This window comes from Tatumella ptyseos ATCC 33301 (genome assembly GCF_000735525.1).
GTDB lineage: Bacteria > Pseudomonadota > Gammaproteobacteria > Enterobacterales > Enterobacteriaceae > Tatumella > Tatumella ptyseos.
Map to the genome: position 1 here is coordinate 1 of NZ_JMPR01000007.1, position 26,184 is coordinate 26,184.

Annotated in this window: 47 protein-coding genes and 1 pseudogene; 8 read left to right on the top strand and 40 right to left on the bottom strand. The window is 49.3% G+C overall.

The features are described from left to right. Window positions 1–229 (bottom strand): hypothetical protein (locus GTPT_RS17715; protein WP_211255093.1); only part of this gene is annotated, 229 nt, incomplete at its 3' end. A 175-nt stretch (window positions 230–404) separates the two neighbouring features. Here GTPT_RS17715 and GTPT_RS01655 point away from each other — a divergent pair. Further along, window positions 405–974 carry a gamma carbonic anhydrase family protein gene (locus GTPT_RS01655; protein ID WP_025902015.1) on the top strand — a complete coding sequence of 190 codons (570 nt, stop codon included), beginning with the start codon at window positions 405–407 and terminating at the stop codon, window positions 972–974. Here the strand turns inward: GTPT_RS01655 and GTPT_RS01660 are convergent. The 6 genes from GTPT_RS01660 to dprA are packed head-to-tail and all read right to left on the bottom strand — an operon-like array spanning window position 908 to window position 4,725. Next, the gene (locus GTPT_RS01660) at window positions 908–1,186 is read right to left on the bottom strand and encodes a DUF1488 family protein (RefSeq protein ID WP_025902016.1); all 279 of its coding nucleotides are present in this window, start codon (window positions 1,184–1,186) and stop codon (window positions 908–910) included. The two genes, GTPT_RS01655 and GTPT_RS01660, sit on opposite strands and share 67 nt — an antisense overlap. Beyond that, window positions 1,183–1,998 carry a shikimate dehydrogenase gene (aroE, locus tag GTPT_RS01665; protein WP_029991441.1) on the bottom strand — a complete coding sequence of 272 codons (816 nt, stop codon included), beginning with the start codon at window positions 1,996–1,998 and terminating at the stop codon, window positions 1,183–1,185. Before aroE ends, GTPT_RS01660 begins: the two co-directional genes overlap by 4 nt. 3 nt (window positions 1,999–2,001) lie before the next feature. Next, window positions 2,002–2,568: an L-threonylcarbamoyladenylate synthase type 1 TsaC gene (tsaC, locus tag GTPT_RS01670; RefSeq protein ID WP_025902018.1), complete on the bottom strand. Its 567-nt coding sequence runs from the start codon at window positions 2,566–2,568 to the stop codon at window positions 2,002–2,004. Between the two features lie 8 nt (window positions 2,569–2,576). Then, a complete protein-coding gene (locus GTPT_RS01675) occupies window positions 2,577–3,131 on the bottom strand; it encodes a DNA topoisomerase family protein (protein WP_025902019.1) in 555 nt (184 codons plus the stop codon). 24 nt (window positions 3,132–3,155) lie between these two features. Next, the gene (gene smg, locus GTPT_RS01680; RefSeq protein ID WP_025902020.1) at window positions 3,156–3,629 is read right to left on the bottom strand and encodes a DUF494 family protein Smg; all 474 of its coding nucleotides are present in this window, start codon (window positions 3,627–3,629) and stop codon (window positions 3,156–3,158) included. Next, window positions 3,601–4,725, bottom strand: coding sequence for a DNA-protecting protein DprA (gene dprA, locus GTPT_RS01685; RefSeq protein ID WP_029991440.1), 1,125 nt, complete (start codon window positions 4,723–4,725; stop codon window positions 3,601–3,603). The genes smg and dprA overlap by 29 nt, the downstream gene beginning before the upstream one ends. Window positions 4,726–4,841: 116 nt before the next feature. On the opposite strand from dprA, the gene def reads away from it, so the two are divergent. The 5 genes from def to mscL all read left to right on the top strand — a co-directional run bounded on the left by def (window position 4,842) and on the right by mscL (window position 9,616). Continuing rightward, window positions 4,842–5,354 carry a peptide deformylase gene (def, locus tag GTPT_RS01690; RefSeq protein WP_025902022.1) on the top strand — a complete coding sequence of 171 codons (513 nt, stop codon included), beginning with the start codon at window positions 4,842–4,844 and terminating at the stop codon, window positions 5,352–5,354. Window positions 5,355–5,374: 20 nt separating this feature from the next. Continuing rightward, window positions 5,375–6,319, top strand: coding sequence for a methionyl-tRNA formyltransferase (gene fmt / locus GTPT_RS01695; RefSeq protein ID WP_029991438.1), 945 nt, complete (start codon window positions 5,375–5,377; stop codon window positions 6,317–6,319). Window positions 6,320–6,368: 49 nt separating this feature from the next. Then, on the top strand, window positions 6,369–7,661 hold the full coding sequence (gene rsmB, locus GTPT_RS01700) for a 16S rRNA (cytosine(967)-C(5))-methyltransferase RsmB (RefSeq protein WP_025902024.1): 1,293 nt from the start codon (window positions 6,369–6,371) through the stop codon (window positions 7,659–7,661). Window positions 7,662–7,681: 20 nt separating this feature from the next. Continuing rightward, window positions 7,682–9,058, top strand: coding sequence for a Trk system potassium transporter TrkA (gene trkA, locus GTPT_RS01705; protein WP_025902025.1), 1,377 nt, complete (start codon window positions 7,682–7,684; stop codon window positions 9,056–9,058). A gap of 162 nt (window positions 9,059–9,220) precedes the next feature. Beyond that, on the top strand, window positions 9,221–9,616 hold the full coding sequence (mscL, locus tag GTPT_RS01710) for a large-conductance mechanosensitive channel protein MscL (protein WP_025902026.1): 396 nt from the start codon (window positions 9,221–9,223) through the stop codon (window positions 9,614–9,616). 24 nt (window positions 9,617–9,640) lie between these two features. Here the strand turns inward: mscL and GTPT_RS16865 are convergent, their stop codons facing one another. The 30 genes from GTPT_RS16865 to rpsJ all read right to left on the bottom strand — a co-directional run bounded on the left by GTPT_RS16865 (window position 9,641) and on the right by rpsJ (window position 24,016). Then, window positions 9,641–9,871 (bottom strand): alternative ribosome-rescue factor A, encoded by a 231-nt coding sequence (locus GTPT_RS16865; protein WP_071780149.1) that lies wholly within the window; start codon window positions 9,869–9,871, stop codon window positions 9,641–9,643. 20 nt (window positions 9,872–9,891) lie between these two features. Then, window positions 9,892–10,263, bottom strand: coding sequence for a DnaJ family domain-containing protein (locus tag GTPT_RS01715; RefSeq protein ID WP_025902027.1), 372 nt, complete (start codon window positions 10,261–10,263; stop codon window positions 9,892–9,894). Between the two features lie 95 nt (window positions 10,264–10,358). Beyond that, on the bottom strand, window positions 10,359–10,745 hold the full coding sequence (gene rplQ, locus GTPT_RS01720; protein ID WP_025902028.1) for a 50S ribosomal protein L17: 387 nt from the start codon (window positions 10,743–10,745) through the stop codon (window positions 10,359–10,361). 40 nt (window positions 10,746–10,785) lie between these two features. Continuing rightward, complete coding sequence (locus GTPT_RS01725; RefSeq protein WP_025902029.1) at window positions 10,786–11,775, bottom strand: DNA-directed RNA polymerase subunit alpha; 990 nt, start codon at window positions 11,773–11,775, stop codon at window positions 10,786–10,788. Window positions 11,776–11,801: 26 nt separating this feature from the next. Continuing rightward, window positions 11,802–12,422: a 30S ribosomal protein S4 gene (rpsD, locus tag GTPT_RS01730; RefSeq protein ID WP_025902030.1), complete on the bottom strand. Its 621-nt coding sequence runs from the start codon at window positions 12,420–12,422 to the stop codon at window positions 11,802–11,804. Window positions 12,423–12,453: 31 nt separating this feature from the next. Next, a complete protein-coding gene (rpsK, locus tag GTPT_RS01735) occupies window positions 12,454–12,843 on the bottom strand; it encodes a 30S ribosomal protein S11 (protein ID WP_025902031.1) in 390 nt (129 codons plus the stop codon). A gap of 16 nt (window positions 12,844–12,859) precedes the next feature. Further along, window positions 12,860–13,216, bottom strand: coding sequence for a 30S ribosomal protein S13 (gene rpsM / locus GTPT_RS01740; protein ID WP_025902032.1), 357 nt, complete (start codon window positions 13,214–13,216; stop codon window positions 12,860–12,862). A 146-nt stretch (window positions 13,217–13,362) separates the two neighbouring features. Beyond that, window positions 13,363–13,479: a 50S ribosomal protein L36 gene (gene rpmJ, locus GTPT_RS16870; RefSeq protein WP_004160566.1), complete on the bottom strand. Its 117-nt coding sequence runs from the start codon at window positions 13,477–13,479 to the stop codon at window positions 13,363–13,365. A 32-nt stretch (window positions 13,480–13,511) separates the two neighbouring features. After that, window positions 13,512–14,843, bottom strand: a complete 1,332-nt coding sequence (secY, locus tag GTPT_RS01745) for a preprotein translocase subunit SecY (RefSeq protein ID WP_025902033.1) — start codon at window positions 14,841–14,843, stop codon at window positions 13,512–13,514. A gap of 8 nt (window positions 14,844–14,851) precedes the next feature. Beyond that, window positions 14,852–15,286 carry a 50S ribosomal protein L15 gene (gene rplO / locus GTPT_RS01750; protein ID WP_025902034.1) on the bottom strand — a complete coding sequence of 145 codons (435 nt, stop codon included), beginning with the start codon at window positions 15,284–15,286 and terminating at the stop codon, window positions 14,852–14,854. A gap of 3 nt (window positions 15,287–15,289) precedes the next feature. Further along, a complete protein-coding gene (gene rpmD / locus GTPT_RS17245) occupies window positions 15,290–15,469 on the bottom strand; it encodes a 50S ribosomal protein L30 (protein ID WP_004846568.1) in 180 nt (59 codons plus the stop codon). Between the two features lie 5 nt (window positions 15,470–15,474). Further along, on the bottom strand, window positions 15,475–15,975 hold the full coding sequence (rpsE, locus tag GTPT_RS01760; protein ID WP_025902035.1) for a 30S ribosomal protein S5: 501 nt from the start codon (window positions 15,973–15,975) through the stop codon (window positions 15,475–15,477). A gap of 14 nt (window positions 15,976–15,989) precedes the next feature. Then, a complete protein-coding gene (rplR, locus tag GTPT_RS17250) occupies window positions 15,990–16,343 on the bottom strand; it encodes a 50S ribosomal protein L18 (RefSeq protein ID WP_025902036.1) in 354 nt (117 codons plus the stop codon). A gap of 9 nt (window positions 16,344–16,352) precedes the next feature. Beyond that, entirely contained in the window at window positions 16,353–16,886 is a 534-nt protein-coding gene (gene rplF, locus GTPT_RS17255) for a 50S ribosomal protein L6 (protein WP_025902037.1), read from the bottom strand. A 12-nt stretch (window positions 16,887–16,898) separates the two neighbouring features. Then, on the bottom strand, window positions 16,899–17,291 hold the full coding sequence (gene rpsH / locus GTPT_RS17260) for a 30S ribosomal protein S8 (protein WP_025902038.1): 393 nt from the start codon (window positions 17,289–17,291) through the stop codon (window positions 16,899–16,901). A 33-nt stretch (window positions 17,292–17,324) separates the two neighbouring features. Then, the gene (gene rpsN / locus GTPT_RS17265; RefSeq protein WP_025902039.1) at window positions 17,325–17,630 is read right to left on the bottom strand and encodes a 30S ribosomal protein S14; all 306 of its coding nucleotides are present in this window, start codon (window positions 17,628–17,630) and stop codon (window positions 17,325–17,327) included. Window positions 17,631–17,644: 14 nt separating this feature from the next. Then, window positions 17,645–18,184: a 50S ribosomal protein L5 gene (gene rplE, locus GTPT_RS01785; protein WP_025902040.1), complete on the bottom strand. Its 540-nt coding sequence runs from the start codon at window positions 18,182–18,184 to the stop codon at window positions 17,645–17,647. 14 nt (window positions 18,185–18,198) lie between these two features. Beyond that, on the bottom strand, window positions 18,199–18,513 hold the full coding sequence (rplX, locus tag GTPT_RS01790; protein ID WP_025902041.1) for a 50S ribosomal protein L24: 315 nt from the start codon (window positions 18,511–18,513) through the stop codon (window positions 18,199–18,201). Between the two features lie 10 nt (window positions 18,514–18,523). Beyond that, on the bottom strand, window positions 18,524–18,895 hold the full coding sequence (gene rplN / locus GTPT_RS01795) for a 50S ribosomal protein L14 (protein WP_025902042.1): 372 nt from the start codon (window positions 18,893–18,895) through the stop codon (window positions 18,524–18,526). A 168-nt stretch (window positions 18,896–19,063) separates the two neighbouring features. After that, entirely contained in the window at window positions 19,064–19,318 is a 255-nt protein-coding gene (rpsQ, locus tag GTPT_RS01800) for a 30S ribosomal protein S17 (protein ID WP_025902043.1), read from the bottom strand. Then, on the bottom strand, window positions 19,318–19,509 hold the full coding sequence (gene rpmC / locus GTPT_RS01805; protein WP_025902044.1) for a 50S ribosomal protein L29: 192 nt from the start codon (window positions 19,507–19,509) through the stop codon (window positions 19,318–19,320). Before rpmC ends, rpsQ begins: the two co-directional genes overlap by 1 nt. Beyond that, window positions 19,509–19,919 (bottom strand): 50S ribosomal protein L16, encoded by a 411-nt coding sequence (gene rplP / locus GTPT_RS17270; protein ID WP_025902045.1) that lies wholly within the window; start codon window positions 19,917–19,919, stop codon window positions 19,509–19,511. The genes rpmC and rplP overlap by 1 nt, the downstream gene beginning before the upstream one ends. Before the next feature lie 12 nt (window positions 19,920–19,931). Beyond that, window positions 19,932–20,633 (bottom strand): 30S ribosomal protein S3, encoded by a 702-nt coding sequence (rpsC, locus tag GTPT_RS17275; RefSeq protein ID WP_025902046.1) that lies wholly within the window; start codon window positions 20,631–20,633, stop codon window positions 19,932–19,934. Between the two features lie 17 nt (window positions 20,634–20,650). After that, a complete protein-coding gene (gene rplV / locus GTPT_RS01820) occupies window positions 20,651–20,983 on the bottom strand; it encodes a 50S ribosomal protein L22 (protein WP_025902047.1) in 333 nt (110 codons plus the stop codon). Window positions 20,984–20,997: 14 nt separating this feature from the next. Next, on the bottom strand, window positions 20,998–21,276 hold the full coding sequence (gene rpsS / locus GTPT_RS01825) for a 30S ribosomal protein S19 (protein WP_001138115.1): 279 nt from the start codon (window positions 21,274–21,276) through the stop codon (window positions 20,998–21,000). Window positions 21,277–21,292: 16 nt separating this feature from the next. Then, window positions 21,293–22,114 carry a 50S ribosomal protein L2 gene (gene rplB, locus GTPT_RS01830; protein WP_025902048.1) on the bottom strand — a complete coding sequence of 274 codons (822 nt, stop codon included), beginning with the start codon at window positions 22,112–22,114 and terminating at the stop codon, window positions 21,293–21,295. A 17-nt stretch (window positions 22,115–22,131) separates the two neighbouring features. Beyond that, on the bottom strand, window positions 22,132–22,434 hold the full coding sequence (gene rplW / locus GTPT_RS01835) for a 50S ribosomal protein L23 (RefSeq protein WP_025902049.1): 303 nt from the start codon (window positions 22,432–22,434) through the stop codon (window positions 22,132–22,134). Then, complete coding sequence (gene rplD / locus GTPT_RS01840) at window positions 22,431–23,036, bottom strand: 50S ribosomal protein L4 (protein WP_025902050.1); 606 nt, start codon at window positions 23,034–23,036, stop codon at window positions 22,431–22,433. The genes rplW and rplD overlap by 4 nt, the downstream gene beginning before the upstream one ends. Window positions 23,037–23,046: 10 nt before the next feature. Further along, window positions 23,047–23,673: a 50S ribosomal protein L3 gene (rplC, locus tag GTPT_RS01845; RefSeq protein WP_025902051.1), complete on the bottom strand. Its 627-nt coding sequence runs from the start codon at window positions 23,671–23,673 to the stop codon at window positions 23,047–23,049. Between the two features lie 31 nt (window positions 23,674–23,704). After that, window positions 23,705–24,016 (bottom strand): 30S ribosomal protein S10, encoded by a 312-nt coding sequence (rpsJ, locus tag GTPT_RS01850; protein WP_001181005.1) that lies wholly within the window; start codon window positions 24,014–24,016, stop codon window positions 23,705–23,707. A 379-nt stretch (window positions 24,017–24,395) separates the two neighbouring features. Between rpsJ and GTPT_RS18025 the strand changes: the two are divergent. Continuing rightward, window positions 24,396–24,668: pseudogene (locus tag GTPT_RS18025) on the top strand (prepilin peptidase); the annotation flags it as partial. A 9-nt stretch (window positions 24,669–24,677) separates the two neighbouring features. Next, complete coding sequence (locus GTPT_RS17755) at window positions 24,678–25,169, top strand: prepilin peptidase (protein ID WP_145959558.1); 492 nt, start codon at window positions 24,678–24,680, stop codon at window positions 25,167–25,169. Here GTPT_RS17755 and bfr read toward each other — a convergent pair. From bfr to GTPT_RS16890, 3 genes are all read right to left on the bottom strand, one after another. Beyond that, window positions 25,147–25,629, bottom strand: a complete 483-nt coding sequence (gene bfr / locus GTPT_RS01865) for a bacterioferritin (protein ID WP_025902054.1) — start codon at window positions 25,627–25,629, stop codon at window positions 25,147–25,149. The genes GTPT_RS17755 and bfr overlap by 23 nt on opposite strands. A 104-nt stretch (window positions 25,630–25,733) precedes the next feature. Then, window positions 25,734–25,928 carry a bacterioferritin-associated ferredoxin gene (gene bfd, locus GTPT_RS01870; RefSeq protein ID WP_025902055.1) on the bottom strand — a complete coding sequence of 65 codons (195 nt, stop codon included), beginning with the start codon at window positions 25,926–25,928 and terminating at the stop codon, window positions 25,734–25,736. 165 nt (window positions 25,929–26,093) lie between these two features. Beyond that, window positions 26,094–26,184 (bottom strand): EF-Tu C-terminal domain-related protein (locus tag GTPT_RS16890; RefSeq protein WP_072265938.1); only part of this gene is annotated, 91 nt, incomplete at its 5' end.

Genomic DNA, 26,184 nt, shown 5'->3' on the forward strand with positions numbered 1-26,184 from the left:
AATCAACCACTATTTCGTGATTTTTTCTCCCGGACCGAATCGCTTCAGTCCCTGTCACGTCGCTGCGTATCGCGCTTTGCCGTGTCAGTGGGAGCGCATTATAGGGAGATAATTTTTTCTGACAAGGGTTTATTTCAAATAAATTGCTGAGTGGTGATATTTCATGCTTAACGGGCAACAAACCAGCGGAATGCGTGGTTTTATTCATCAACAGGGCTATTTTAATCACCCACCAGGGTCCTCATTTGCCGTTTCTCTGGCTTAAATTGCCACGTTTATCCCGGCCACAGGCATAAATAATGCAAATATAATCCCTTATCTATTGTACAAATAAGCCCGGCACGCCAGATCTCTATCCACCAGCCCTATAATTGGTAACTTGTCTTTCAGAGGAGCGTTTCTGTATGTCTATAAATGTACTTCGCCCTTTCCAGGGAAATACTCCGACTCCGGGACAGCGAGTCATGCTGGACCCGTCCTGTATCGTCATTGGTGATGTTCTTATCGGTGATGATTCCAGTCTCTGGCCTCTGGTCGTTGCCAGGGGAGATGTGAACCGGATAACCATTGGCGTCAGAAGTAATATCCAGGATGGATCCGTGCTCCATGTGACTCACCGCTCACCCGCAAATCCTCAGGGCTACCCTTTAGTGATTGGTGATGATGTCACTGTGGGGCACAAAGCGATGCTGCACGGATGTACGATCAGAGATCGGGTGCTGGTCGGAATGGGGAGTATTATTCTGGATAATGCTTATATAGAAGAGAATGTCATTATTGGAGCCGGAAGTCTGGTGCCTCCGGGTAAACGGCTGGTCAGCGGGTACCTGTATCTGGGCAGTCCGGTCCGGCAAATCCGTCGCCTGACTGGCGACGAAGAACAGAGTCTGCTTTACTCTGCTGCCAATTACGTTAAATGGAAAGACGTCTGTTTATCGGAACAGATCCAGAACCAGCCATCGGCATCGTCCTGACCGGAAGCAATCAGTACTTCGGCTTCTTCTTCAAGATCCCAGCGGTATTGCCGGAAAAGTTCCAGCGCCTGCCCTTCCCCGTATCGCTGAGATAACTCCATTGCTGTGATTGCACACCAGAGTTGCATGCCATGATGCAAGGCCGGGAAACACACGGCCTGCCGTTCTGCATTCCATTCTTCGCGATCCGGGAACTGTAATGCCTGATTCATGCCTGCAGCGCCTGTTTCACCGCAGTAATCACCGGTCCGACGTCCGGCATCACCCCGTGCCATAATTTGAATGCATGCGCGGCCTGAGATACCAGCATACCGACACCGTCCGAAAGAGACGTCGCCCCGTGCTGCGCTGCCATCGCCAGGAAAGGAGTCTGGCCCTGCTGATAAAACATATCGTAACAACGGGTATCGGGAGTGAAGATATCTGCAGGAAGCTGTGGGACCTCCCCGCTGACGCCACTGGAGGTTGCATTAATAATGAGATCGTATTCCTGCAGTAACTTATTATGTTCACTGGCAAGGATGGTTCCTGCATGCCGGTAGGTTTCCACCAGCGTTTCCGCTCTGGATAAAGTACGGTTAGTGAGGGTTATCCGGCATCCGTAATCCAGTAACGGCAGGATCACCCCGCGGGCCGCCCCGCCAGCACCCACCAGCAATATATGCGAGTCGGGTGTGATCATCTCTTGTCTTTGCAGATCACTGAGCAAACCAATTCCGTCAGTGTTATCTCCGAGGAGTCTGCCGTCCGGCTCTTTCCTGAGAGTATTAACCGCTTTTGATAACGCGGCGCGATCGGTTAACTCGTCAGCCATGGCGCAGGCTTCCTGTTTAAAGGGCAGCGTGACATTGGCTCCCCGGCCACCGGCATTGAAAAACTCACGAGCCGTCGGGACAAACTGATCCACAGGCGCACATATCCGACCATAAGTGTGTTCTATCCCTGTCTGACGGGCAAACAGCTGATGGATAAAAGGCGACTTGCTGTGAGTGATCGGATGACCAAAAACGACGAATTGTTCCATTATCTACCCCTGACGAATGAGTTCACCGGTAATGACATTACGGATCTCTGACGGATTCTGGCGTCCGCCGGTTACTCCCTGCAGAACAGGAAAATCATTACCAAACTGCGCCGTGATTTCCTGCACATTCCGGCAAGGTTCCTGACCGGAAAAGTTCGCGCTGGTAGAGACTAACGGCTTCCCGTATGCCAGGCACAATTGCTGAACATCCGGATGATTACTGACGCGGATGGCCAGAGAATCAAATTGACCTCTCAACCATCGGGGAGCACGGGAAGGTACCACAAAAGTCACCGGCCCGGGCCAGTGTGAGAACATCCGCTCTCTTTGTTCATCCGTCAGTTGCTCATCACTGATATAAGGCAGCAGTTGCTGATAATTAGCCGCGATCAGAATCAATCCTTTTTCCACTGGACGCGCCTTAATCTTCAGCAGAGCCATAATAGCCTCTTCACTGTCAGGGTCACATCCTAACCCGAACACAGCTTCCGTCGGATACGCAATAACGGCATTTTTTTTCAATGACTCAACACAAACATGCAGAGAATCTGATGATAACGGGTTATACATGATAGGTATTATTTCTCTTCAGTCTTTTCAGGAACGGGCTTACCACAAAGCTTACTGGCGCAGATAAGCCTCAGACCTTTTGCGGTTTTCTTTTCAGCTAATAACGGGAAGTGGCAGTACAGGCACTCTCCCGCCACAGGGCGGGCGTTCACCACAAACTGGCATTCAGGATAGCGGCTGCAGGCATGGAAATACTTACCATATCGTGAACGTCGCTGGACCAAATGCCCCTGCTGACACTCAGGGCAGGTAATACCCGTATCATCCGGCTGGTCGATAGTTTCACTGTGTGAACACTCAGGATAACGGCTGCACGCGATAAACATCCCATACCGCCCCTGACGCAACGCTTTATCAGCGCCGCATTCAGGACAAGGTATCCCTTCGAGGATTTTAATAAGATGCCCTTCATTACGCGGTCCCAACGGACGGATATAATTGCACTCCGGATATCGGGAACAACCGGTAAAAGGACCATGTTTACCTGAACGTATCACCAGTTCTGCCCCGCATTCGGGGCAGTTATCCTGATGACGGACAGCAAACAGTGCTGTTTTATTCATAATTTTGCTATAGCGAAGAAAATATCAATGCAGAATACTGTCATTAGCGTCGAAAAGTAACTCTTCCATTTGCTGGTAGGCATCTTCACAGCCCGGGATATTAAAAAGCACCATCAGGATGACCCACTTGAGATCATCCAGGGCAAACTCCAGAGAGTCGAGAGCGGTCACCCGTTCAATAACCATTTCACGGGTATCAAGATTCAGCACCTGCACCTGCTCCAGGAACAATAAAAACCCCCGGCAATCCGCATCCAGTTTCTGACACTCTTCAGCGGTGTAAATACGCATGGAGAGCGGATCACCGGACATCTGGATAGGCTCGACCAGTCCTTCCTGATAATCAGCAAGTTTTTCCAGCCATTGTAATGCGTTACTGATATCTTCCTGATCAAAACCGGCATCCGTCAGGTCATCTGTCAACCTTTCCTGGTCAACCTGCGTGTCAGTCTCAGTATGAATATAGGTCTCAAACAAGTACATAAGTACGTCGAACATGGCATGCCCTCCTTAAACGGACATAGCCGCCGGGTACAGCTGCGATCCATCCTGCTAACTCCAGCTCAAGCAAAGCAGCTGCGATAACTGGCACAGGTTGGCCGGCACGTTCAGCGACGACGTCAACAGGTGTAACCTCATCTTCTACGTTAGCCAACACATCAGCAAATGGCAATGGAACAGTGCCCTCCCCGGGTGAATTTATTTCCTCAGATGCTGAAAACCGCAAAGAATGACAACCCGTCTGGAGATCCTCCAGCAGATCGTTAGGGTGTGATACCAGCAATGCTCCTTCTTTGATCAGCCAGTGCGTTCCTTCTGTTTCGGGTTTACCCAACGGGCCGGGGAGCGCGTAAATATTGCGGTTTTGCTCTAATGCATAACGTGCTGTGATCAATGACCCGCTTTTTACCCCAGCTTCAACAACTAATACACCCAGACTGAGACCACTGATGATACGGTTACGACGAGGAAAATGCCCCGGCAGTGGCGGTGCCATCAACGGAAACTCCGACACCAGCGCCCCTCCCTGCGCAACAATCTCATGGCTGAGAGACCGGTGCCGGGCAGGATAAAGGTTCAGTAGACCGCTACCGAGTACCGCAACAGTTTTCCCGCGACAGGAAAGCGCCGACCGGTGCGCAACCCCGTCGATCCCCAAAGCCAGACCGCTGGTAATGGTCATCCCGCTCAATGAAAGTGATTCTGAAAAAAATGCTCCCCAATGTTCACCATAGCGCGTGCTCCGCCGGCTGCCGACCACGGCTATCTGAGCCGTAGAAAGAGCTCCGGGATCACCTTTAACAAAGAGACAAAGTGGCCGGGCGGCAATTTCGGTCAATAAGCGTGGATAGCGGGGGTCAGATAACGTCAGGAAATGATGATTTTCGCCTTCCAGCCATTTCTGCGTCTGAACCAGCGATTTTTCATTGAGTCTCAGAAACTGCTGTCGCTGTTTTTGGGTGAGGCCAGGCACGTCGGATAACGATGCCTGGGTACCCGATAGCTGCATTAACTTTTCAGCCATTTTCCGGCGGTCTTCCGCCTTTATTCCCTCTACTGCCGCAAGACGTAACCATATTTCAGTAATGTCCATACGATGATCCCTGTGCCGGCACTTTTATCCCGTCAGCAATACTGTCAATCGCACAATGAAACGTCTACAATATGAGGTAGTCAACTTATATATTACGAATAAAGATCCGGATATTTATGTCAGTTTTACAGGTATTACATTTCCCTGACGAGCGACTGCGTACCGTTGCTGCGCCAGTAAAAGAAGTCAACGCCGATATTCAGCGCATTGTCGATGATATGTTCGAAACAATGTATGCAGAAGAAGGTATCGGACTGGCCGCAACACAGGTCGATATTCACCAGCGAATCATTGTGATTGATGTTTCTGAGAACCGTGATGAGAAACTGGTGCTGATTAACCCTGAACTCCTTGAATCCAGTGGTGAAACCGGGATTGAAGAGGGCTGTCTGTCTATTCCTGAACAACGTGCACTGGTACCACGGGCAGAGCGGGTAAAAATACGTGCCCTGAACCGTGAAGGTAAGAGCTATGAGCTCGAAACTGATGGCCTGCTGGCTATTTGTATCCAGCATGAGATGGATCATCTGATGGGTAAACTATTCGTTGATTACCTGTCTCCGCTTAAACGCCAGCGTATTCGTCAGAAACTGGAAAAACTCGCTCGTCAGACAACCCGGGCGTCCTGAACCTCCGAAAAGGGATAATTGTGTCCGACTCGTTGAAAATTATTTTTGCCGGCACACCTGATTTTGCAGCGCGTCATCTCGACGCGCTGCTTGCTTCAGAGCACCAGGTGGTCGGTGTATTCACTCAGCCCGACCGTCCGGCCGGACGGGGCAAAAAGTTAGTGGCAAGTCCGGTGAAAACACTGGCTGAATCGCACCACATTCCCGTATTCCAGCCAGCCTCGCTTAAAGCCCCTGAAAATCAGCAGCTGGTTGCGGATCTGAATGCCGATATCATGGTGGTGGTAGCTTATGGTCTCCTGCTACCGGAAGCTGTATTAACCCTGCCCCGGCTGGGATGTATTAATGTCCATGGGTCACTTCTGCCACGCTGGCGAGGTGCTGCACCTATCCAGCGTGCATTATGGGCAGGTGATGATGAGACAGGCATTACGATTATGCAGATGGATGCAGGGCTGGATACTGGCGATATGTTGGTGAAACTCACCTGCCCTATCCGCTCAACAGATACCAGTGCTTCTCTGTATGACACCCTGGCGCAACTGGGCCCGCAGGGGATGCTGACCACATTACAGCAACTGGCCGAGGGCCGCGCGGTTGCGGTGAAGCAGGATGATACCCTGGCAACCTATGCCAAAAAACTCAGCAAAGAAGAAGCCCGTCTGAACTGGACACTGTCCGCTGATCAGCTGGAACGGTGTATCCGGGCATTCAACCCGTGGCCGGTCAGCTACTTTATGCTGGATGAACAACCGGTAAAAGTCTGGCAGGCATCGGTCTTACCGCATCAGGATCTGCAACCCGGAACGATTGTTCAGACAGACAAGAACGGTATCCGGGTGGCAACCGCAGACGGCGTGCTGCAACTGGAAATCCTGCAACCTGCAGGCAAAAAACCAATGCAGGCAAGAGAGCTACTGAACTCGCGCCAGGAGTGGTTTATGCCAGGCACTGTTCTGGCCTGAGCCGGTTATCCATGTTCTGCCGGCAATACTGGCTAATTGAAGATATTCCATGAAAAAAACTACCAATCTGCGCAGTCTGGCAGCCCGTCTTATTGAACAGGTCGTCGATAAAGGGCAGTCGCTGAGCGCAATTCTCCCGGCCGCTCAAAAAAGCCTGAACGATAAAGACAGCGCATTACTGCAGGAATTATGTTTCGGCGTCGTACGTACTTTACCGCAGCTGGATGCGTTAATCGGTAAGCTGATGGACCGGCCGATGACCGGCAAGCAGCGAACGATTCACTATCTGTTGATGGTCGGTATTTATCAGATGCTTTATACACGGATCCCTGCCCATGCGATCCTCGCAGAAACCGTGGAAGGTGCTGTCGTACTGAAAAAGCAGAGTCTGAAAGGACTGGTAAACGGTGTTTTACGCCAGTTCCAGCGTCGCCAGACAGAACTGACAGAGTCACTGGAAGGGCAAAGCGTTAATCTGTGGCATCCTTCCTGGCTGCTGAAACGCTTGCAGGTAAGCTGGCCTGAGCAATGGCAACAGATTGTTCAGGCAAATAATCTTCGTCCTCCCATGTGGTTAAGGGTCAATCGCCAACATAACACCCGTGATCAGTGGCTTGAACTACTGAATGCGCAGGAGATGACAGGTACACCTGATATGTTATCCGGGGATGCGATCCGTCTGGAGAAACCCGCCGGCGTGACACAATTACCGGGCTTTACTGACGGATGGGTAACGGTTCAGGATCTTTCAGCACAACGTTGTGCACAATATCTCACTCCGGAAAACGGTGAAGATATTCTGGACTTATGTGCAGCACCTGGCGGAAAAACCACACATATTCTTGAAATTGCTCCCGAAGCCAACGTACTGGCCGTCGATGTGGATGCCCAGCGCCTTAGCAGAGTTACAGAAAACCTGGGCCGTTTAGGGATGCATGCTGAAGTCAGGCAGGGGGATGGTCGTACTCCGGCACTGTGGTGTGCAGAGCGCCAGTTTGATCGCATTCTGCTCGATGCGCCTTGTTCGGCAACCGGTGTTATCCGCCGCCACCCGGATATTAAGTGGCTGCGTCGTGACAGTGATATCGATGAGCTGGTACGTTTGCAGTCTGAAATACTGGATGCTATCTGGCCATACCTTAAACCTGGCGGGACAATGGTGTATGCAACCTGCTCCGTGTTACCGGAAGAGAACCATAAGCAGATAGCCGCATTTCTTGAACGCCATGAAGATGCGAAGGCAGAAGCATTACCCGGCGGAGAGAAATACGGCCTGCAGGTCTTCCCTCAGGAACTGGGTGGTGACGGTTTTTTCTATGCTAAATTACTGAAGAACGCCTAACCCATAAGAGTGAAACGACGATGAAAATTATTATCCTGGGTGCCGGACAAGTCGGTGGAACACTGGCAGAAAACCTGGTGGGGGAAAATAACGATATCACTGTTGTTGATACCGATCCTGGCAGATTACGCCACTTACAGGATAAGTTCGATCTGCGGGTAGTCAATGGCCCGGCATCTCACCCCCGGGTGCTTCGTGAAGCGGGTGCTGAAGATGCCGATATGCTGGTCGCTGTCACCAGTTCTGATGAAACCAATATGGTTGCCTGCCAGATAGCTTACTCATTATTTAATACCCCTAACCGGATCGCCCGGATCCGTGCCGCAGAGTATTTACGTGATAACCAAAAGTTATTTACTCCGGAAGCGATCCCCATCGATCATTTGATCTCTCCTGAACAACTGGTGATCGATAGCATCTATCGCCTGATCGAGTATCCGGGCGCCTTACAGGTCGTCAACTTCGCCGGAGGTAAAGTCAGCCTTGGGGTGGTTAAGGCCTATTACGGAGGCCCACTCATCGGTAACCCGTTATCTGTTATGCGTGAGCATATGCCGCACATTGAAAGCCGGGTCGCCGCTATTTTCCGTCAGGATAAACCTATTCGCCCGCAGGGGTCGACTATCGTTGAAGCAGGTGATGAGGTTTTTTTCATTGCTGAAAATCAACATATCCGCGCCGTAATGAGCGAGATGCAGCGGCTTGAAAAGCCATATAAACGTATCATGCTGGTAGGAGGTGGTAATATTGGTTTTGGCCTGGCGCAGCAACTTGAAAAACAATACAGCGTGAAACTGATTGAACGTAATCCTCAGCGTGCTGCAGAGCTGGCCGAATTACTCAACGATACTATCGTGTTTTACGGAGATGCCTCGGACCAGGAATTACTGGCCGAAGAGCATATCGACCAGATTGACCTGTTTATTGCCGTCACCAATGATGATGAAGCTAATATCATGTCGGCTATGCTGGCGAAAAAAATGGGTGCCAAAAAGGCCATGGTACTTATCCAACGCCGTGCCTATGTCGATCTCGTTCAAAGTAGTGTGATTGATATTGCTATCTCTCCGCAGCAGGCAACGATATCTGCTTTACTTGGGCATGTACGCAAAGCTGATATTGTCAGTGTTTCTTCACTGCGCAGGGGGATTGCAGAAGCCATTGAAGCTATCGCTCATGGGGATGAAACAACCTCGCGTGTTGTGGGACGTACAGTCAGTGAAATTAAACTGCCGCCGGGGACGATAATTGGTGCGATTGTACGAGGCGAAGAAGTAATGATTGCGAATGATAGTGTCAGAATCGAGCAAGGTGATCATGTGATCATGTTCCTGACTGATAAGAAATTCATTTCAGACGTAGAAAAACTATTCCAGCCGAGTCCGTTCTTCCTGTAAAACTGCAATCAGCTGTGATCTATGGTTCCGGTGATCAACGGGATGAACAGTTCCCGCTTTCTGTAATGTAAAAAAGAGTAAAACAGTTTCGTGGTGTTTGTGGAAAAAAAACGACTTATTAACTAGAATCAGGTTTAACTTAATCTTTAGTCGGGTGATAACATGAGTTTAATGAAAGAATTTCGCGATTTTGCGATGCGTGGGAATGTAGTAGACCTGGCAGTCGGTGTCGTTATCGGTGCTGCGTTTGGTAAAATCGTCTCTTCTTTGGTTGCTAATATCATTATGCCACCATTGGGTTTATTGATTGGCGGGATTGATTTTAAGCAATTTAAATGGGTACTGAAAGCTGCGGATGGCACCACTCCTGCCGTCGTCATGGACTATGGTGTATTCATCCAGTCAGTATTTGATTTTGTTATCATCGCTTTTGCTATTTTCCTGGTAATTAAGCTGATTAACAAACTTTATAAGAAAGAAGCTCCGGCACCGAAAGGCCCGTCCGTTGAAGAAACACTATTAACTGAAATTCGTGATTTACTGAAAGAAAAACAGTAATTCATAAATCATCATGGAAAGCCGCTATATTATCGATATAGCGGCTTTTTTTATGGATGAAAAAGAAGAGGGCAATGAAAATCTCACGTTTTCATTGCCCTCTCTGCTGTCCTGCCGGTTATTACGGTTTTTACGCTGATAACTGCCTTTCCCTTTTTTATTTTTCTCCGTTCTGACACGAAAAAGTGGGTCATGTAATAATGCCTGGAGAGCATTGTCAGTGATTACACCTTTAGTATGACGATAACTGCCCATACAACCTCCGCATAATATCTCTATTCCTTATTTAATTGCCTGATGACGGTAGCACCATACTGGCCATCATTTATAAAGTCTGTACTCAAACCCGCCTGACGTAATTTCAGTTCCAGGACGCGTAATCTTTTATGATATTCAGCGGCCTGATGATCTTCAGGATCAAGTTGCTGTAAAAGATCGACCAGCTCAAGAGCCTCACGACGTGATTCAAGTTCCGGGGGAAGATAGCCCGAGTTCTTCAAAAGACGATATGCTGAACGTAATTCCACCGGAACCTGGCTGTCATCGTCAAGCATAAGTGGCTTTCCTTCGCCGGGTAAACCGGACAGCTCACCTTTTTGCAGCGCATCCTGAATATGGCGTTCAGCCATCTGATCAATAAGCCACATAGAATTCCTCCGGGGCAGGTCAGGATGAATATTATACACTACTTTCCTTCAGACAATAAAAAACCCGCCGAAGCGGGTTCTTTAATTACTGCAAATTACTCTGCAGTTGCTTCTGCTTGAGCTTCCGGACGATCAACCAGCTCGATGTATGCCATCGGAGCGTTGTCACCAGCACGGAAGCCACACTTCAGAATACGAGTGTAACCACCGGTACGGCTCGCGAAACGCGGGCCGAGCTCATTAAACAGTTTTGCAACGATCTCGTTATCACGAGTACGTGCGAATGCCAGACGACGATTAGCAACGCTATCAGTCTTGGCAAGAGTAATCAGCGGCTCAACTACGCGACGCAGCTCTTTGGCTTTCGGCAGAGTCGTCTTGATGATCTCATGACGAACCAGTGAACCAGCCATGTTACGGAACATAGCCTGACGATGGCTGCTGTTACGGTTCAGTTGACGACCACTCTTACGATGGCGCATGACCTTATCCTTCTCAGTGAAACCTTAACCTGTGATCCGGTTACTCATCAGCAATGCTTGCCGGTGGCCAGTTTTCCAGGCGCATGCCCAGTGACAGTCCACGCGAAGCCAGCACGTCTTTGATCTCGGTAAGAGATTTTTTCCCAAGGTTAGGCGTCTTAAGAAGCTCAACCTCAGTACGTTGTACCAGATCACCGATGTAGTGGATAGCTTCTGCCTTAAGGCAGTTAGCAGAGCGGACAGTCAATTCCAGATCGTCAACAGGGCGCAGCAGGATCGGATCGAATTCTGGTTTCTCTTCTTTCACTTCTGGCTGACGAACATCACGTAAGTCAACAAAAGCATCAAGTTGTTCAGCCAGAATGGTCGCCGCACGACGAATCGCCTCTTCAGGATCGATTGTGCCGTTGGTTTCCATTTCGATGACCAGCTTGTCCAGGTCGGTACGTTGCTCAACACGAGCTGCTTCAACATTGTAGGCAATACGATCTACAGGGCTGTAGCAAGCATCGACTAACAAACGACCGATTGGGCGCTCATCTTCTTCCGAATGAATTCGGGCAGAAGCCGGCACATAACCACGACCACGCTGAACTTTGATACGCATATTGATTGATGCGTTTTCATCGGTCAGGTGACAAATTACGTGCTGTGGCTTGACGATTTCGACATCACCGTCATGGGTAATGTCGGCTGCAGTCACAGGGCCAATGCCAGATTTATTCAGGGTCAGGATGACATCATCTTTACCCTGAACTCTTACCGCCAGCCCTTTCAGGTTGAGCAGGATTTCCAGGATATCCTCCTGAACGCCCTCTTTGGTGCTGTACTCGTGGAGTACACCATCAATTTCAACCTCGGTCACCGCGCAACCCGGCATGGAAGAAAGCAGAATACGGCGCAGTGCATTACCCAGAGTATGGCCAAAGCCACGCTCTAAAGGCTCAAGGGTCACCTTGGCGTGCGTCGAACTCACTTGCTCGATATCTACCAGGCGCGGTTTTAGAAACTCTGTCACAGAACCCTGCATTGTGTCCTCTCTTTGGTACTCAAGCTTTATTTAGAGTAAAGCTCGATGATCAGGTGCTCGTTAATGTCCGCAGACAGATCAGTACGTTCTGGCTTACGCTTGAACACACCTTCCATCTTCGCTGCATCAACTTCCAGCCAGGTTGGCTTTTCACGCTGCTCAGCCAGCTCCAGAGCGGCCTTCACGCGAGATTGCTTTTTGGCTTTCTCACGGATGCTAACGACATCATTCGGAGATACCTGATAAGAAGCGATGTTAACAACGCGGCCATTTACCATAATCGCTTTATGGCTAACCAGCTGGCGTGCTTCAGCACGAGTGGCACCAAAGCCCATACGATAAACTACGTTATCCAGACGACCTTCCAGCAGAACCAGCAGGTTTTCACCTGTGTTGCCTTTCAGACGTGCTGCTTCTTTGTAATAGTTACGGAATTGACGTTCAAGAACACCGTAGATACGACGAACTTTTTGTTTCTCACGTAACTGACCGCCGTAGTCAGACAGACGTGGCTTACGCGCACCGTGCTGACCTGGGGCTTGTTCAATTTTGCACTTGGTATCGATCGCGCGAACGCCAGACTTAAGGAATAAGTCGGTGCCCTCACGACGGCTCAGCTTGAGCTTAGGACCCAAATATCTTGCCATTTTCTTTCTCCAACTAACCTAAAAACGGGCGTTAAACGCGACGTTTCTTCGGCGGACGACAACCGTTGTGAGGGATCGGAGTCACATCAGTAATGTTAGTGATGCGGAAACCAGCGGCGTTCAGAGCACGAATAGTTGATTCGCGACCCGGACCCGGACCCTTAACCATAACTTCCAGGTTCTTAATACCGTAATCTTTTACAGCTTCTGCACAGCGCTCTGCAGCGACCTGAGCAGCAAACGGAGTAGATTTACGTGAACCGCGGAAACCGGAACCACCGGCGGTTGCCCAACCCAGCGCATTACCCTGACGATCAGTGATAGTAACGATGGTGTTGTTAAAAGATGCATGGATATGAGCCACGCCATCTGAGACTTGTTTTCTTACACGCTTACGTGCACGAACTGGTGCCTTTGCCATTATTTACCCACCCCGATTATTTCTTGATCGGTTTGCGCGGACCCTTACGGGTACGTGCATTGGTCTTGGTACGCTGACCGCGAACCGGAAGACCACGACGATGACGCAAACCACGGTAGCAGCCAAGGTCCATAAGACGCTTGATGCTCAGGGTAACTTCACGACGCAGATCACCTTCTACAACGAACTTGCCAACTGCTTCACGCAGTTGCTCAATCTGTTCTTCAGACAGCTCACTGATCTTAACATGTTCAGCAATACCCGTTGAGGCACAAATGGCCTGTGAACGAGTTTTACCGATACCGAAAATCGATGTTAAAGCGATAACGGTATGTTTATGATCAGGAATGTTAATGCCTGCTATACGGGCCACTATGCACTCCTATTACTAATTAACTGCGTGCCATTCTGAAAAGCCCGTTTTCAGGATACTCAAATGGGAACGCAATAACATACAAAAGATTGGCTGGCTAATCTAGCCAGCTCAACCCGACTTTGCAAGAAAAATATGCGAAAAAATCAGCCTTGGCGCTGTTTATGCTTAGGCTCGGCACTACAAATCACACGTACGACACCGTCGCGACGGATGATTTTGCAGTTACGACATAATTTCTTGACGGAAGCACGAACTTTCATTTTTACTCTCCGTAACTTCTCAAGCTCCTGAATTAACGGCCGTAGCCTTTCAGGTTTGCTTTCTTCAATGCAGACTCATATTGACTCGACATCATCAGAGTTTGCACTTGAGCCATAAAGTCCATGATGACGACAACTACAATCAGCAGTGAAGTACCACCGAAGTAGAAGGGGACATTCATCGCCTCACGCATGAACTCCGGGATCAGACAGATAAAAGTAATATACAAAGCGCCAACCAAAGTTAAACGCGTCATTACTTTATCGATATACCTGGCCGTTTGCTCTCCCGGACGAATTCCCGGTACGAATGCACCAGACTTCTTCAGGTTATCTGCTGTTTCACGTGGGTTGAAAACCAACGCCGTGTAGAAGAAACAGAAGAAGATGATTGCAGTCGCATAGAGTAGCACATAAAGCGGCTGACCTGGCTGTAAATACATAGAAATAGTAGTCAGCCAGTTCCAGCCGGTACCGCCCCCGAACCAGGACGCAATTGTCGCCGGAAACAGGATGATGCTGGAAGCAAAGATTGCCGGGATAACACCCGCCATATTTACTTTCAACGGTAAATGTGTGCTCTGTGCAGCGTAAACGCGGCGACCCTGTTGACGTTTAGCGTAGTTTACCACAATGCGGCGTTGACCACGTTCAACGAAAATAACAAAGAAAGTCACTGCAAATACGAGAACTGCAACCAACAGCAACAGGAGGAAGTTCAGGTCACCCTGCCGTGCCTGCTCAATGGTATGGCCAATGGCCTGCGGTAAGCCCGCAACAATACCAGCAAAAATAATGATCGAGATACCGTTACCAATACCTCGTTCAGTAATTTGCTCACCTAACCACATCAGGAACATTGTCCCGGTGACCAGGCTGACAACAGCCGTAAAGTAGAATGCCGGGCCTGGATTCATTACCAGGCCTTGCATACCAGGCATATTCGGCAGACCGGTAGCAATACCGACTGCCTGGAATATCGCCAGGACTAACGTTGCATAGCGGGTGTACTGGCTAATCTTACGACGGCCAGCCTCCCCTTCTTTCTTAATTTCAGCTAACGCCGGATGAACCACCGTTAACAGCTGGATAATAATAGAGGCCGAAATATACGGCATAATACCCAGGGCAAAGATAGAAGCACGGCTAAGTGCACCACCAGAGAACATGTTAAACATTTCAATGATGGTGCCACGCTGTTGCTCAAGCAGTTTGGCAAGGACTGTGGCATCAATACCAGGGATTGGAATAAAAGAGCCAATTCGGAAGACAATCAGTGCACCTATAACAAACATCAGTCTGCGTTTTAGTTCACCTATCCCACCCTTGGCACTTTGAAAATCTAATCCTGGTTGTTTAGCCATCAGCTCACTTAGTCCTCAATTTTACCGCCAGCAGCTTCGATTGCAGCACGAGCACCTTTAGTGACACGCAGACCACGAACCGTTACCGGAGCAGAAACTTCGCCAGACAGAATAACTTTCGCGAATTCAATCTGAATTCCGATAATGTTAGCTGCTTTCAGCGTGTTCAGATCGACAATACCGCCTTCTACTTTCGCCAGGTCAGACAGACGAACTTCGGCTGTGACCATTGCTTTGCGAGAAGTAAAGCCAAATTTTGGCAGACGACGGTATAAAGGCATCTGGCCACCCTCGAAACCGCGACGTACGCCACCGCCAGAACGTGAGTTCTGACCTTTGTGACCACGACCACCAGTTTTACCGAGACCGGAACCAATACCACGACCCAGACGTTTGGAAGCGTGCTTAGACCCTTCGGCCGGAGACAGAGTATTTAAACGCATCTCTTACTCCTCCACTTTAACCATGTAGGAAACCGCGTTAACCATACCGCGAACCGCAGGAGTATCCTCGCGTTCTACAGTATGACCAATGCGACGCAGACCCAGGCCAAGCAGTGTTGCCTTGTGTTTAGGCAGACGACCGATTGCACTACGGGTTTGAGTAATTTTAATAGTCTTTGCCATGATAATTACCCCAGAATTTCTTCGACGGTTTTACCACGCTTAGCAGCGACCATCTCAGGAGAATTCATATTGCTCAGGCCATCAATAGTTGCACGAACCACGTTGATCGGGTTAGTAGAACCATAGGTTTTAGCCAGTACGTTATGAATTCCGGCGACTTCCAGAACGGCGCGCATTGCACCACCGGCGATGATACCAGTACCTTCTGAAGCCGGCTGCATGAATACGCGGGAACCTGTGTGAACACCTTTAACAGGGTGCTGCAGGGTACCGTTATTCAGCGCGACATTAACCATGTTGCGACGGGCTTTTTCCATCGCTTTCTGGATAGCTGCTGGAACTTCACGCGCTTTACCGTAACCAAAACCAACGCGACCGTTACCATCACCAACTACAGTCAGAGCTGTGAAGGAGAAAATACGACCACCTTTAACGGTTTTAGATACACGGTTTACCGCGATCAGTTTTTCCTGCAGTTCGCCAGCTTGTTTCTCGATGTGTGACATCCTAGACCTCTACCTTAGAACTGAAGGCCAGCTTCACGGGCAGCATCTGCCAGTGCCTGGACACGACCATGATATTGGAAACCAGAGCGATCGAAAGAAACAGCAGTGATGCCTTTCTCTACAGCGCGTTCTGCGATTGCTTTACCAACAGCAATAGCAGCGTCTTTATTTCCAGTGTACTTCAGTTGTTCAGAGATAGCTTTTTCTACAGTAGAAGCAGCAACCAGAACTTCGGAACCGTTCGGAGCGATTACCTGTGCGTAAATATGACGCGGGGTACGATGTACCACCAGGCGAGTAGCACCCAGCTCTTTGAGCTTGCGACGTGCACGGGTCGCACGACGGATACGAGCAGATTTCTTATCCATAGTGTTACCTTACTTCTTCTTAGCCTCTTTGGTACGCACGACTTCGTCGGCGTAACGGACACCCTTGCCTTTATAAGGCTCAGGACGACGGTAGGCGCGCAAGTCAGCTGCAACCTGGCCGATCACCTGCTTATCAGCGCCTTTCAGCACGATTTCAGTTTGAGTCGGACACTCGGCAGTGATGCCTGCAGGCAGCTGATGTTCAACCGGGTGTGAAAAACCCAGTGACAGATTAACTGCATTGCCTTTAACAGCAGCACGATAACCAACACCAACCAGCTGCAGCTTCTTGGTGAAGCCTTCGGTAACACCGATAACCATTGAGTTCAGCAGCGCACGAGTCGTACCTGCCTGAGCCCAACCATCTGCAAAACCTTCGCGCGGAGCGAAAGTCAGCTGATTGTCAGCCTGCTTAACTTCAACAGCTTTATTGATAGTACGAGCCAGCTCGCCGTTTTTACCTTTTACCGAAATTTCCTGACCGTTGAGTTTTACCTCTACGCCGGCAGGAATAACGACAGGTGCTTTAGCAACACGAGACATTGAATCCTCCGATTAAGCTACGTAGCAGATAATTTCGCCGCCAAGACCAGCCTGGCGCGCTGCACGATCAGTCATAACACCTTTAGAAGTAGAAACAACTGCGATACCCATCCCTGCCATGATTTTTGGCAGTTCGTCTTTGCGCTTATAAATACGCAGACCTGGACGGCTTACACGCTGAATGCTTTCTACAACAGCCTTGCCCTGGAAATACTTAAGAGTTAATTCCAGTTCTGGCTTGGTGTCGCCTTCGATTTTAAAATCTTCAATATAACCTTCTTCCTTCAGCACGTTGGCAATTGCCACTTTCAGCTTGGAGGAAGGCATGGTGACCGCAACTTTGTTCGCGGTCTGACCGTTACGGATACGGGTCAGCATATCCGCGATCGGATCTTGCATGCTCATCAGTCTTTACTCCCGTGATTCAATTGGTGACAATTACCAGCTAGCCTTTTTCAAGCCAGGTACTTCACCGCGCATGGCGGCTTCACGTAACTTGATGCGGCTCAACCCGAACTTACCTACATAGCCATGTGGACGGCCAGTTTGGCGGCAGCGGTTACGCTGACGGGACGGGCTGGAATCACGCGGCAGAGCCTGAAGCTTAAGAACAGCATTCCAACGATCTTCGTCAGAAGCGTTCACATCAGAGATGATCGCTTTCAGTTCAGTGCGTTTCGCGAAGAACTTGTCTGCTAATTTTACACGCTTAACTTCGCGTGCTTTCATAGATTGCTTAGCCATGAATTAACCCTACCTTACTTGCGGAACGGGAAGTCAAAGGCTGCCAGCAGAGCACGGCCTTCATCATCAGATTTCGCAGTAGTGGTAATGGTAATATCCAAACCACGGACGCGATCGACTTTATCGTAATCGATTTCTGGGAAGATGATCTGCTCACGGACACCCATGCTGTAGTTACCACGACCGTCGAAAGACTTCGCAGATAAACCACGGAAGTCACGGATACGAGGTACAGCAATGATGATCAGGCGCTCAAGGAACTCCCACATACGCTCGCCGCGCAGAGTTACTTTACAGCCGATCGGATAGCCCTGACGGATTTTGAAGCCTGCAACAGATTTGCGTGCTTTGGTGATCAACGGTTTTTGACCGGAGATTGCTGTCAGATCCGCTGCTGCATTGTCCAGCAGTTTCTTGTCAGCGATCGCTTCACCAACACCCATGTTCAGGGTGATCTTCTCGACCCGAGGGACTTGCATGACTGAATTGTAGTTAAACTCAGTCATGAGTTTCTTAACTACTTCGTCTTTGTAGTAATCATGCAGTTTCGCCATCGTACTACTCCAAATTACTTGATAGTTTCGCTGTTAGACTTGAAGAAACGGACTTTTTTGCCGTCTTCGAATCTAAAGCCTACACGGTCAGCCTTACCGGTTGCCGCATTGAAAAGTGCAACGTTAGAAACCTGAATAGCAGCTTCTTTTTCAACGATGCCACCTGGTTGGTTCAGGGCCGGGACCGGCTTCTGATGTTTCTTAACCAGGTTGATACCTTCAATGATGACTTTGCCAGAAGACAAAACATTTTTTACTTTACCGCGTTTACCTTTATCTTTACCGGTAAGCACGATAACTTCGTCGTTGAGACGGATTTTCGCTGCCATGATTCGCTCCTTAGAGTACTTCAGGTGCCAGAGAGATAATTTTCATGAACTTTTCAGTACGAAGTTCACGAGTTACCGGCCCAAAAATACGTGTTCCGACGGGTTGCTCGCTGTTATTGTTTAAAATAACGCATGCATTACCATCGAAGCGAATGACAGAACCGTCAGGGCGACGAACACCCTTCCTGGTGCGCACCACTACCGCCTTCAGGACGTCACCTTTCTTAACTTTACCACGTGGAATTGCTTCCTTGATGGTAACTTTAATAATGTCGCCGACGCCTGCGTAGCGACGGTGCGAGCCACCCAGAACCTTGATACACATTACGCGACGTGCACCGGAGTTGTCGGCGACGTTCAGCATAGTCTGTTCTTGGATCATTTTAGTGCTCCGCTAATGTCAACTACTACTTCGGGACCTAACTTCAGGTCGATTAAAAGCCCCATTATCGAGGGCGCGGCATTATAACACCGGTTCTCGTAGATGGGTAGAAAAAATGAACGACTCAGACGAGTCGTTCATCTATTTTTTCACAGAAAAGTGATTCTATTACAGAATCGCTTTTTCCACAATGCGAACAAGAGTCCAGGACTTAGTCTTAGACAGTGGACGGCATTCGCGGATAATTACCACGTCACCAATACCACATTCGTTGTTCTCATCATGGATGTGCAGCTTAGTCGTACGCTTAATGAATTTACCGTAAATCGGGTGTTTCACGAAACGTTCGATAGCAACAACCGCAGATTTCTGCATTTTGTCACTAACAACACGACCTTGCAGAGTACGGATTTTATCGGTCATTACGCACCCGCCTTCTCAGTCAGTAAAGTCTTAACGCGTGCAACATCACGACGAACCTGCTTCAGCAGATGAGTCTGCTGCAGCTGGCCGGATGCCGCTTGCATGCGCAGGTTAAACTGCTCACGCAACAGGTTAAGCAGCTCAGTGTTTAGCTCTTCAACACTTTTTTCACGCAGCTCAGTTGCTTTCATTACATCACCGTCTTAGTTACAAAGGTGGTTTTGATAGGCAGTTTTGCTGCTGCCAGCTTGAATGCCTCACGGGCCAGCTCTTCTGATACGCCGTCCATTTCATACAGGACTTTACCAGGCTGGATTAGGGCAACCCAATACTCTACGTTACCCTTACCTTTACCCATACGAACTTCAAGCGGCTTCTCGGTAATTGGTTTGTCCGGGAATACACGGATCCAGATTTTACCTTGACGCTTAACTGCACGGGTCATAGCACGACGTGCTGCTTCGATCTGACGGGCAGTCAGACGACCACGGCCAACAGCTTTCAGACCGAAAGTACCGAAGCTAATATCCGTACCAGCAGCCAGACCGCGGTTACGGCCTTTGTGCACTTTACGGAATTTCGTACGCTTTGGTTGTAACATCAGCGACTCTCCTTACTTACGGCCTTTACGCTGCTGCTTTTTAGGTTGAGCAGCCGGTTTTTCCGATTGTTCAACAGCAGCCATACCACCCAGGATCTCACCTTTGAAGATCCATACCTTAACGCCGATTACACCATAAGTGGTGTGCGCTTCAGAGGTGTTGTAGTCGATGTCCGCACGCAGAGTATGCAATGGAACACGACCTTCACGGTACCATTCGGTACGCGCGATTTCAGCACCGCCAAGACGGCCGCTGACTTCAACTTTAATACCTTTAGCGCCCAGACGCATTGCGTTCTGTACAGCACGCTTCATAGCACGACGGAACATAACGCGACGTTCCAGCTGTGAAGTGATGCTATCAGCAACCAATTTAGCGTCCAGTTCCGGTTTACGGACTTCGGCGATATTGATCTGCGCAGGGACGCCAGCGATTTTCGCGACGACATTACGCAGTTTTTCTACGTCTTCACCTTTTTTACCGATAACGATACCAGGGCGAGCAGTGTGAATAGTCACACGGATGCTTTTCGCTGGACGTTCGATAACGATGCGAGATACAGACGCTTTTGCCAGTTCTTTATTCAGATACTGACGAACTTTAAAATCGCTGTCCAGGTTGTCAGCGAATTCGTTGGTATTTGCGAACCATGTAGAGTTCCAGGGTTTTACAATACCCAGGCGAATACCATTAGGATGTACTTTCTGACCCATTGCTAGTCTCCAGAGTCTCAGCGATCGGACACAACCACAGTAATGTGGCTGGTGCGCTTCAGGATGCGATCTGCACGACCTTTAGCACGCGGCATAATGCGCTTCATGCTAGGGCCTTCGTCGACGAAAATTTTCGTGACTTTCAGATCGTCGATGTCAGCGCCATCGTTGTGTTCGGCGTTAGCAATGGCAGATTCCAGGACTTTCTTAACCAGTAAGGCTGCTTTCTTATTGGTGTAGGTCAGGATATCCAGAGCCTGCGACACTTTCTTACCGCGTACAAGATCCGCAACCAGGCGAACCTTCTGAGCAGAAGAACGAGCATGGCGATGTTTAGCGATAGTTTCCATCTCTTCCTCCTACCTTATTTCTTCTTGGCTTTTTTATCAGCCGCGTGACCGCGATAAGTACGAGTCGGCGCAAATTCACCCAGCTTGTGTCCAACCATTTCGTCGGAAACAAAGACAGGTACGTGCTGACGACCATTATGGACAGCGATGGTCAAACCGATCATGTTAGGAAAGATCGTTGAACGACGGGACCAGGTGCGCAGGGGCTTCTTGTCACCGCTTTCCACCGCTTTCTCTACCTTCTTCAGCAAGTGCAGGTCAATAAAAGGACCTTTCTTGAGAGAACGTGGCATGGTTTATCCTCTAAAATTATTTGCTACGGCGACGTACGATAAATTTATCAGTACGCTTGTTGCTGCGGGTCTTCTTACCTTTGGTCTGAACGCCCCACGGAGTTACCGGGTGCTTACCAAAGTTACGACCTTCACCACCACCGTGCGGGTGATCGACTGGGTTCATCGCAGTACCGCGAACGGTAGGACGAACACCACGCCAGCGAGTTGCACCTGCTTTACCCAGAACGCGCAGCATATGCTCAGCGTTACCGACTTCGCCCAGTGTTGCGCGGCAGTCAGCTTCGACTTTACGCATTTCACCTGAACGCAGACGCAGGGTTACGTAGGAACCATCACGCGCAACGATCTGCACGTAAGTACCAGCAGAGCGAGCAATCTGACCGCCTTTACCTGGTTTCATTTCTACGTTATGTACAGTTGAACCGACCGGGATATTACGCATCGGCAGGGTGTTACCTGCTTTAATCGCAGCATCACTACCAGATTGGATCTGGTCGCCAGCTTTCAGACCTTTAGGGGCCAGGATATAACGGCGTTCACCGTCTTTGTACAGAACCAGTGCGATGTTCGCAGAGCGGTTCGGATCGTACTCAAGACGTTCAACAACAGCCGGGATACCATCTTTATTGCGTTTAAAGTCAATAATACGGTAAGCCTGCTTGTGACCACCACCGATATGACGGGTAGTGATACGACCGTTATTATTACGGCCACCGCTTTTGCTGTTTTTTTCCAGCAGCGGAGCAAAAGGTTTGCCCTTGTGCAGCTCAGGGTTCACCACTTTAACTACATGGCGACGACCCGGAGATGTCGGTTTACATTTAACAATTGCCATTGTTTCTCTCCTCCGACTTACTCTGCGCCGCCGACGAAGTCCAGATTCTGGCCTTCTTTCAGGGTGACGTAAGCTTTTTTCCAGTCGCTACGACGACCAATACGCTGTCCGTGACGCTTAACTTTCCCTTTAACGACCAGGGTGTTTACGTCTTTAACTTCAACTTCGAACAGCTTTTCTACGGCAGCAACGATCTCTGCTTTGGTTGCGTCTGTTGCAACTTTGAGAACGATGGTATTTGTTTTTTCCATCGCAGTAGACGCTTTTTCAGATACGTGCGGCGCGCGCACGACTTTCAGCAGACGTTCTTCACGGATCATGCCAGCATCTCCTCAACTTGCTTAACTGCATCAGCAGTCATAACGACTTTGTCGAAGGCGATCAGGCTAACTGGGTCAATGCCTGCTGCATCACGTACGTCAACCTTGAACAGGTTACGTGCTGCCAGGAACAGATTCTCATCCAGTTCACCGGTGACGATCAGTACATCTTCCAGAGCCATGTCTTTCAGTTTCTGTGCCAGCAGCTTAGTTTTAGGCGCTTCTACAGAGAACTGTTCGACAACGATCAAACGTTCCTGACGTACCAGTTCAGACAGAATGCTTTTCAGCGCTCCGCGGTACATCTTTTTGTTAACTTTCTGACTGTGATCTTGAGTCTTAGCAGCAAAAGTCACACCACCTGAACGCCAGATTGGGCTCTTCGCAGAACCTGCACGTGCGCGGCCGGTGCCTTTCTGGCGCCATGGTTTTTTACCAGAGCCAGTAACTTCAGCGCGGGTCTTCTGACCACGGGTACCCTGACGGGCGCCTGCTGCGTAAGCGACAACAACCTGGTGTACCAGCGCTTCGTTAAAATCACGACCGAAGGTAGTTTCGGAAACAGTCAGCGCGCTCTGCGCGTCTTTCAATACTAATTCCATTGCTATCCCCTTACGCCTTAACAGCTGGTTTTACAATCAGGTCGCTACCGGTTGCACCGGGAACTGCACCTTTAACCAGCAGCAGGTTGCGCTCAGCGTCTACGCGAACGACTTCCAGGCTCTGAACGGTCACACGTTCGTTACCCAGCTGACCTGCCATTTTCTTGCCTTTGAACACTTTGCCCGGAGTCTGGTTCTGACCGATAGAACCCGGTACGCGGTGTGACAAGGAGTTACCGTGAGTAGCGTCCTGGGTACGGAAGTTCCAGCGCTTAACGGTACCTGCGAAACCTTTACCTTTAGAGGTGCCAGTTACGTCTACTTTTTTCACGTCAGCGAAGATATCAACACTGATGCTCTGACCAACGGTAAATTCTTCACCTTCGGTGCGGAATTCCCACAGGCCACGGCCAGCTTCTACGCCAGCTTTAGCAAAATGACCAGCTTCTGGTTTAGTTACACGGCTTGCTTTTTTAGCGCCGGTAGTCACCTGAATAGCCTGGTAACCATCGTTTTCCAGGCCTTTGACCTGAGTAACACGGTTTGCTTCAACTTCGATTACGGTTACAGGGATAGATACGCCTTCTTCATTGAAGATGCGAGTCATGCCCACTTTCTTACCGACTAATCCAATCATTGTATCAACCTCTTAATCGCTCGTAACCTGATTAACCCAGGCTGATCTGCACATCAACACCGGCAGCCAGATCCAGACGCATCAGAGCATCAACGGTCTTTTCAGTTGGCTCAACGATGTCAACCAGACGTTTGTGAGTGCGAATTTCGTACTGATCGCGCGCATCTTTGTTAACATGCGGAGAAATCAGAACGGTAAAGCGCTCTTTACGAGTCGGCAGCGGGATTGGACCACGAACCTGCGCACCAGTGCGCTTGGCAGTCTCAACGATTTCCGCGGTTGATTGATCGATCAGACGATGATCAAACGCTTTAAGACGGATACGGATTCTTTGGTTCTGCATGAGACCAGAGCTCCAAACATTTTATAAACAAAAATAATTACTCCTCACACCCATTACGATTGATGGGGGAGTGTAATCGTTCAGCATATAACTCCCCAATCGGGAGTATTGTCAGGCGACGCAAATCGCGTGCCTGCGATTCTGCTCGAATCGCGCTGCTAATTTCAGCAAGCCCGAGCATTATACGTATATTTCAGCGCTTGGCAAGTGATGCTTCGTTTTTAACCGATGCAATTGCATTGCACCCGGGGCCCGGAGGAAGAACTGTTGTCTGTCACACGACATCCGGAACCCGCCACACAGCGTCTGTACTTCCCTCTTTGCTAGTGCTTCCGGTGACAGCACACTAACAGAAATATCTTCTGCTACGAGGTGTATCTTGTTACTGTTCATTTTCATTTCCGGCAGTCTCTATGGGAGTTTTATCGCTCTGCTGGCTGACCGTTACTCTCCCTGTGTCCCCCTCCCCTGCTCTCTCCGGGCGCTGATCGCTCCCCCGTCATTCTGCGTACAATGCCATCATCCCCTGACCTGGTTTGAGCTTATTCCCGTGATCAGCTTCATCCTACTCCGGGGCACCTGCCGCTACTGCCGGCAAAGTCTGCCCGCTGGCTTGATATACGCGGAAATCCTGACAGGTCTCTTTTGGGTATCGGTTTATATGCTCTTACCTTCACCTCTTCAGTGGGCTGCAGCCATACTCAATTATTCACTACTCTATCTGCTGGCCATCACCGACCGCCGGTATATGCTGCTACCGGACATGATCGTGTTTGCGCTTTTGTGGTCCGGCTTACTGCTTGCTCCGGCCTTTACTTATCCTGACCTGTACTCGCGGCTATTGGGTGTCTGTTGTGGGTATCTCTTTTTGTATGCGGCTAACCTGGGCTTTCGTTACTGCCGTCAACGGGAAGGGATCGGTGAGGGGGATATGAAGTTACTGGCGGCTATCGGGGCATGGGGTGGCTGGCAATCACTGGCCCCGGTGATCGTCATCGCTTCCGCTTATGCGTTGTGCGAACTGATTTTCCGCCGGAAGTTAATGGCCAGTTTTCGTGATTCGCTCCCGCTACCGTTCGGATATTTTTTATCGATAGCGGGCGCGTGCTGGTTTCTGATACAAAATCTGTCTATCCTGCCGACTGCTCTTTAATCTGAGTCTGAATATAATTCTGTATACCTATGCGGGTAATCAATTCAAGCTCTGTTTCCAGCCAGTCGATATGGTGCTCTTCATCGGCAAGGATTTCTATCAGTAAATCCCGCGTCACATAATCATGGACTTTATCAGCATAAGCGATGGCTTCACGTAAATCAGTCGCACCTTCAAGTTCCAGGCTGAGATCTGAACGAAGCATTTCTTCCACATCTTCGCCGATGCGTAATTTTCCAAGATCCTGCAGATTAGGGATCCCTTCCAGAAACAAAATACGCTCGATATATTTATCAGCATGTTTCATTTCATCTATCGACTCATGATATTCAATATCATTGAGACGGCTCAGGCCCCAGTTTCGGAACATACGGGCATGCAAAAAATACTGATTGATAGCAACCAGTTCATTACCAAGAAGTTTATTCAGATGAGTTATAACTTTCTTATCGCCTTTCATAGTACTTCCTCCGCTTCCAGTTACTATCAGAGTAGTTGGCGGCTCCGGGAAGTCAAAAGACAGAAAGGCTATAAAGCAGGCGGTTTACTTATAGTTAGCAGAAGTCAGGCGGACCGGAGATAGATGACCATTGAGCCCTGTTCATGCTCCAGAATTTGTCGTGCAGACCGCAGACACTTACCACACTGTGTTCCGACCGGAACAAAACGCTGTAATTCTTTTAGCGATGATGGCTGATGCTGACGGATAACCGCGCGGATAGATTTATCACTGATGCCATTACACAAACAAACATACATATTACAACCCTGACCTTACTGTATATTTTTCATGCACTATCATAATTGAGAATGGTTTGCATTACAATAAGGGTTTTCATTCATGATGATAACTCTCCTTTTCGAGCCATAAAAAAAGGGCGCTTGCGCGCCCTTCTCATCAGGATGTTTCTAAACTATCGACAATTAAGCGATAACTTTAGCAACAACACCTGCACCTACAGTACGACCACCTTCACGGATTGCGAAACGCAGACCGTCGTCCATCGCGATTGGG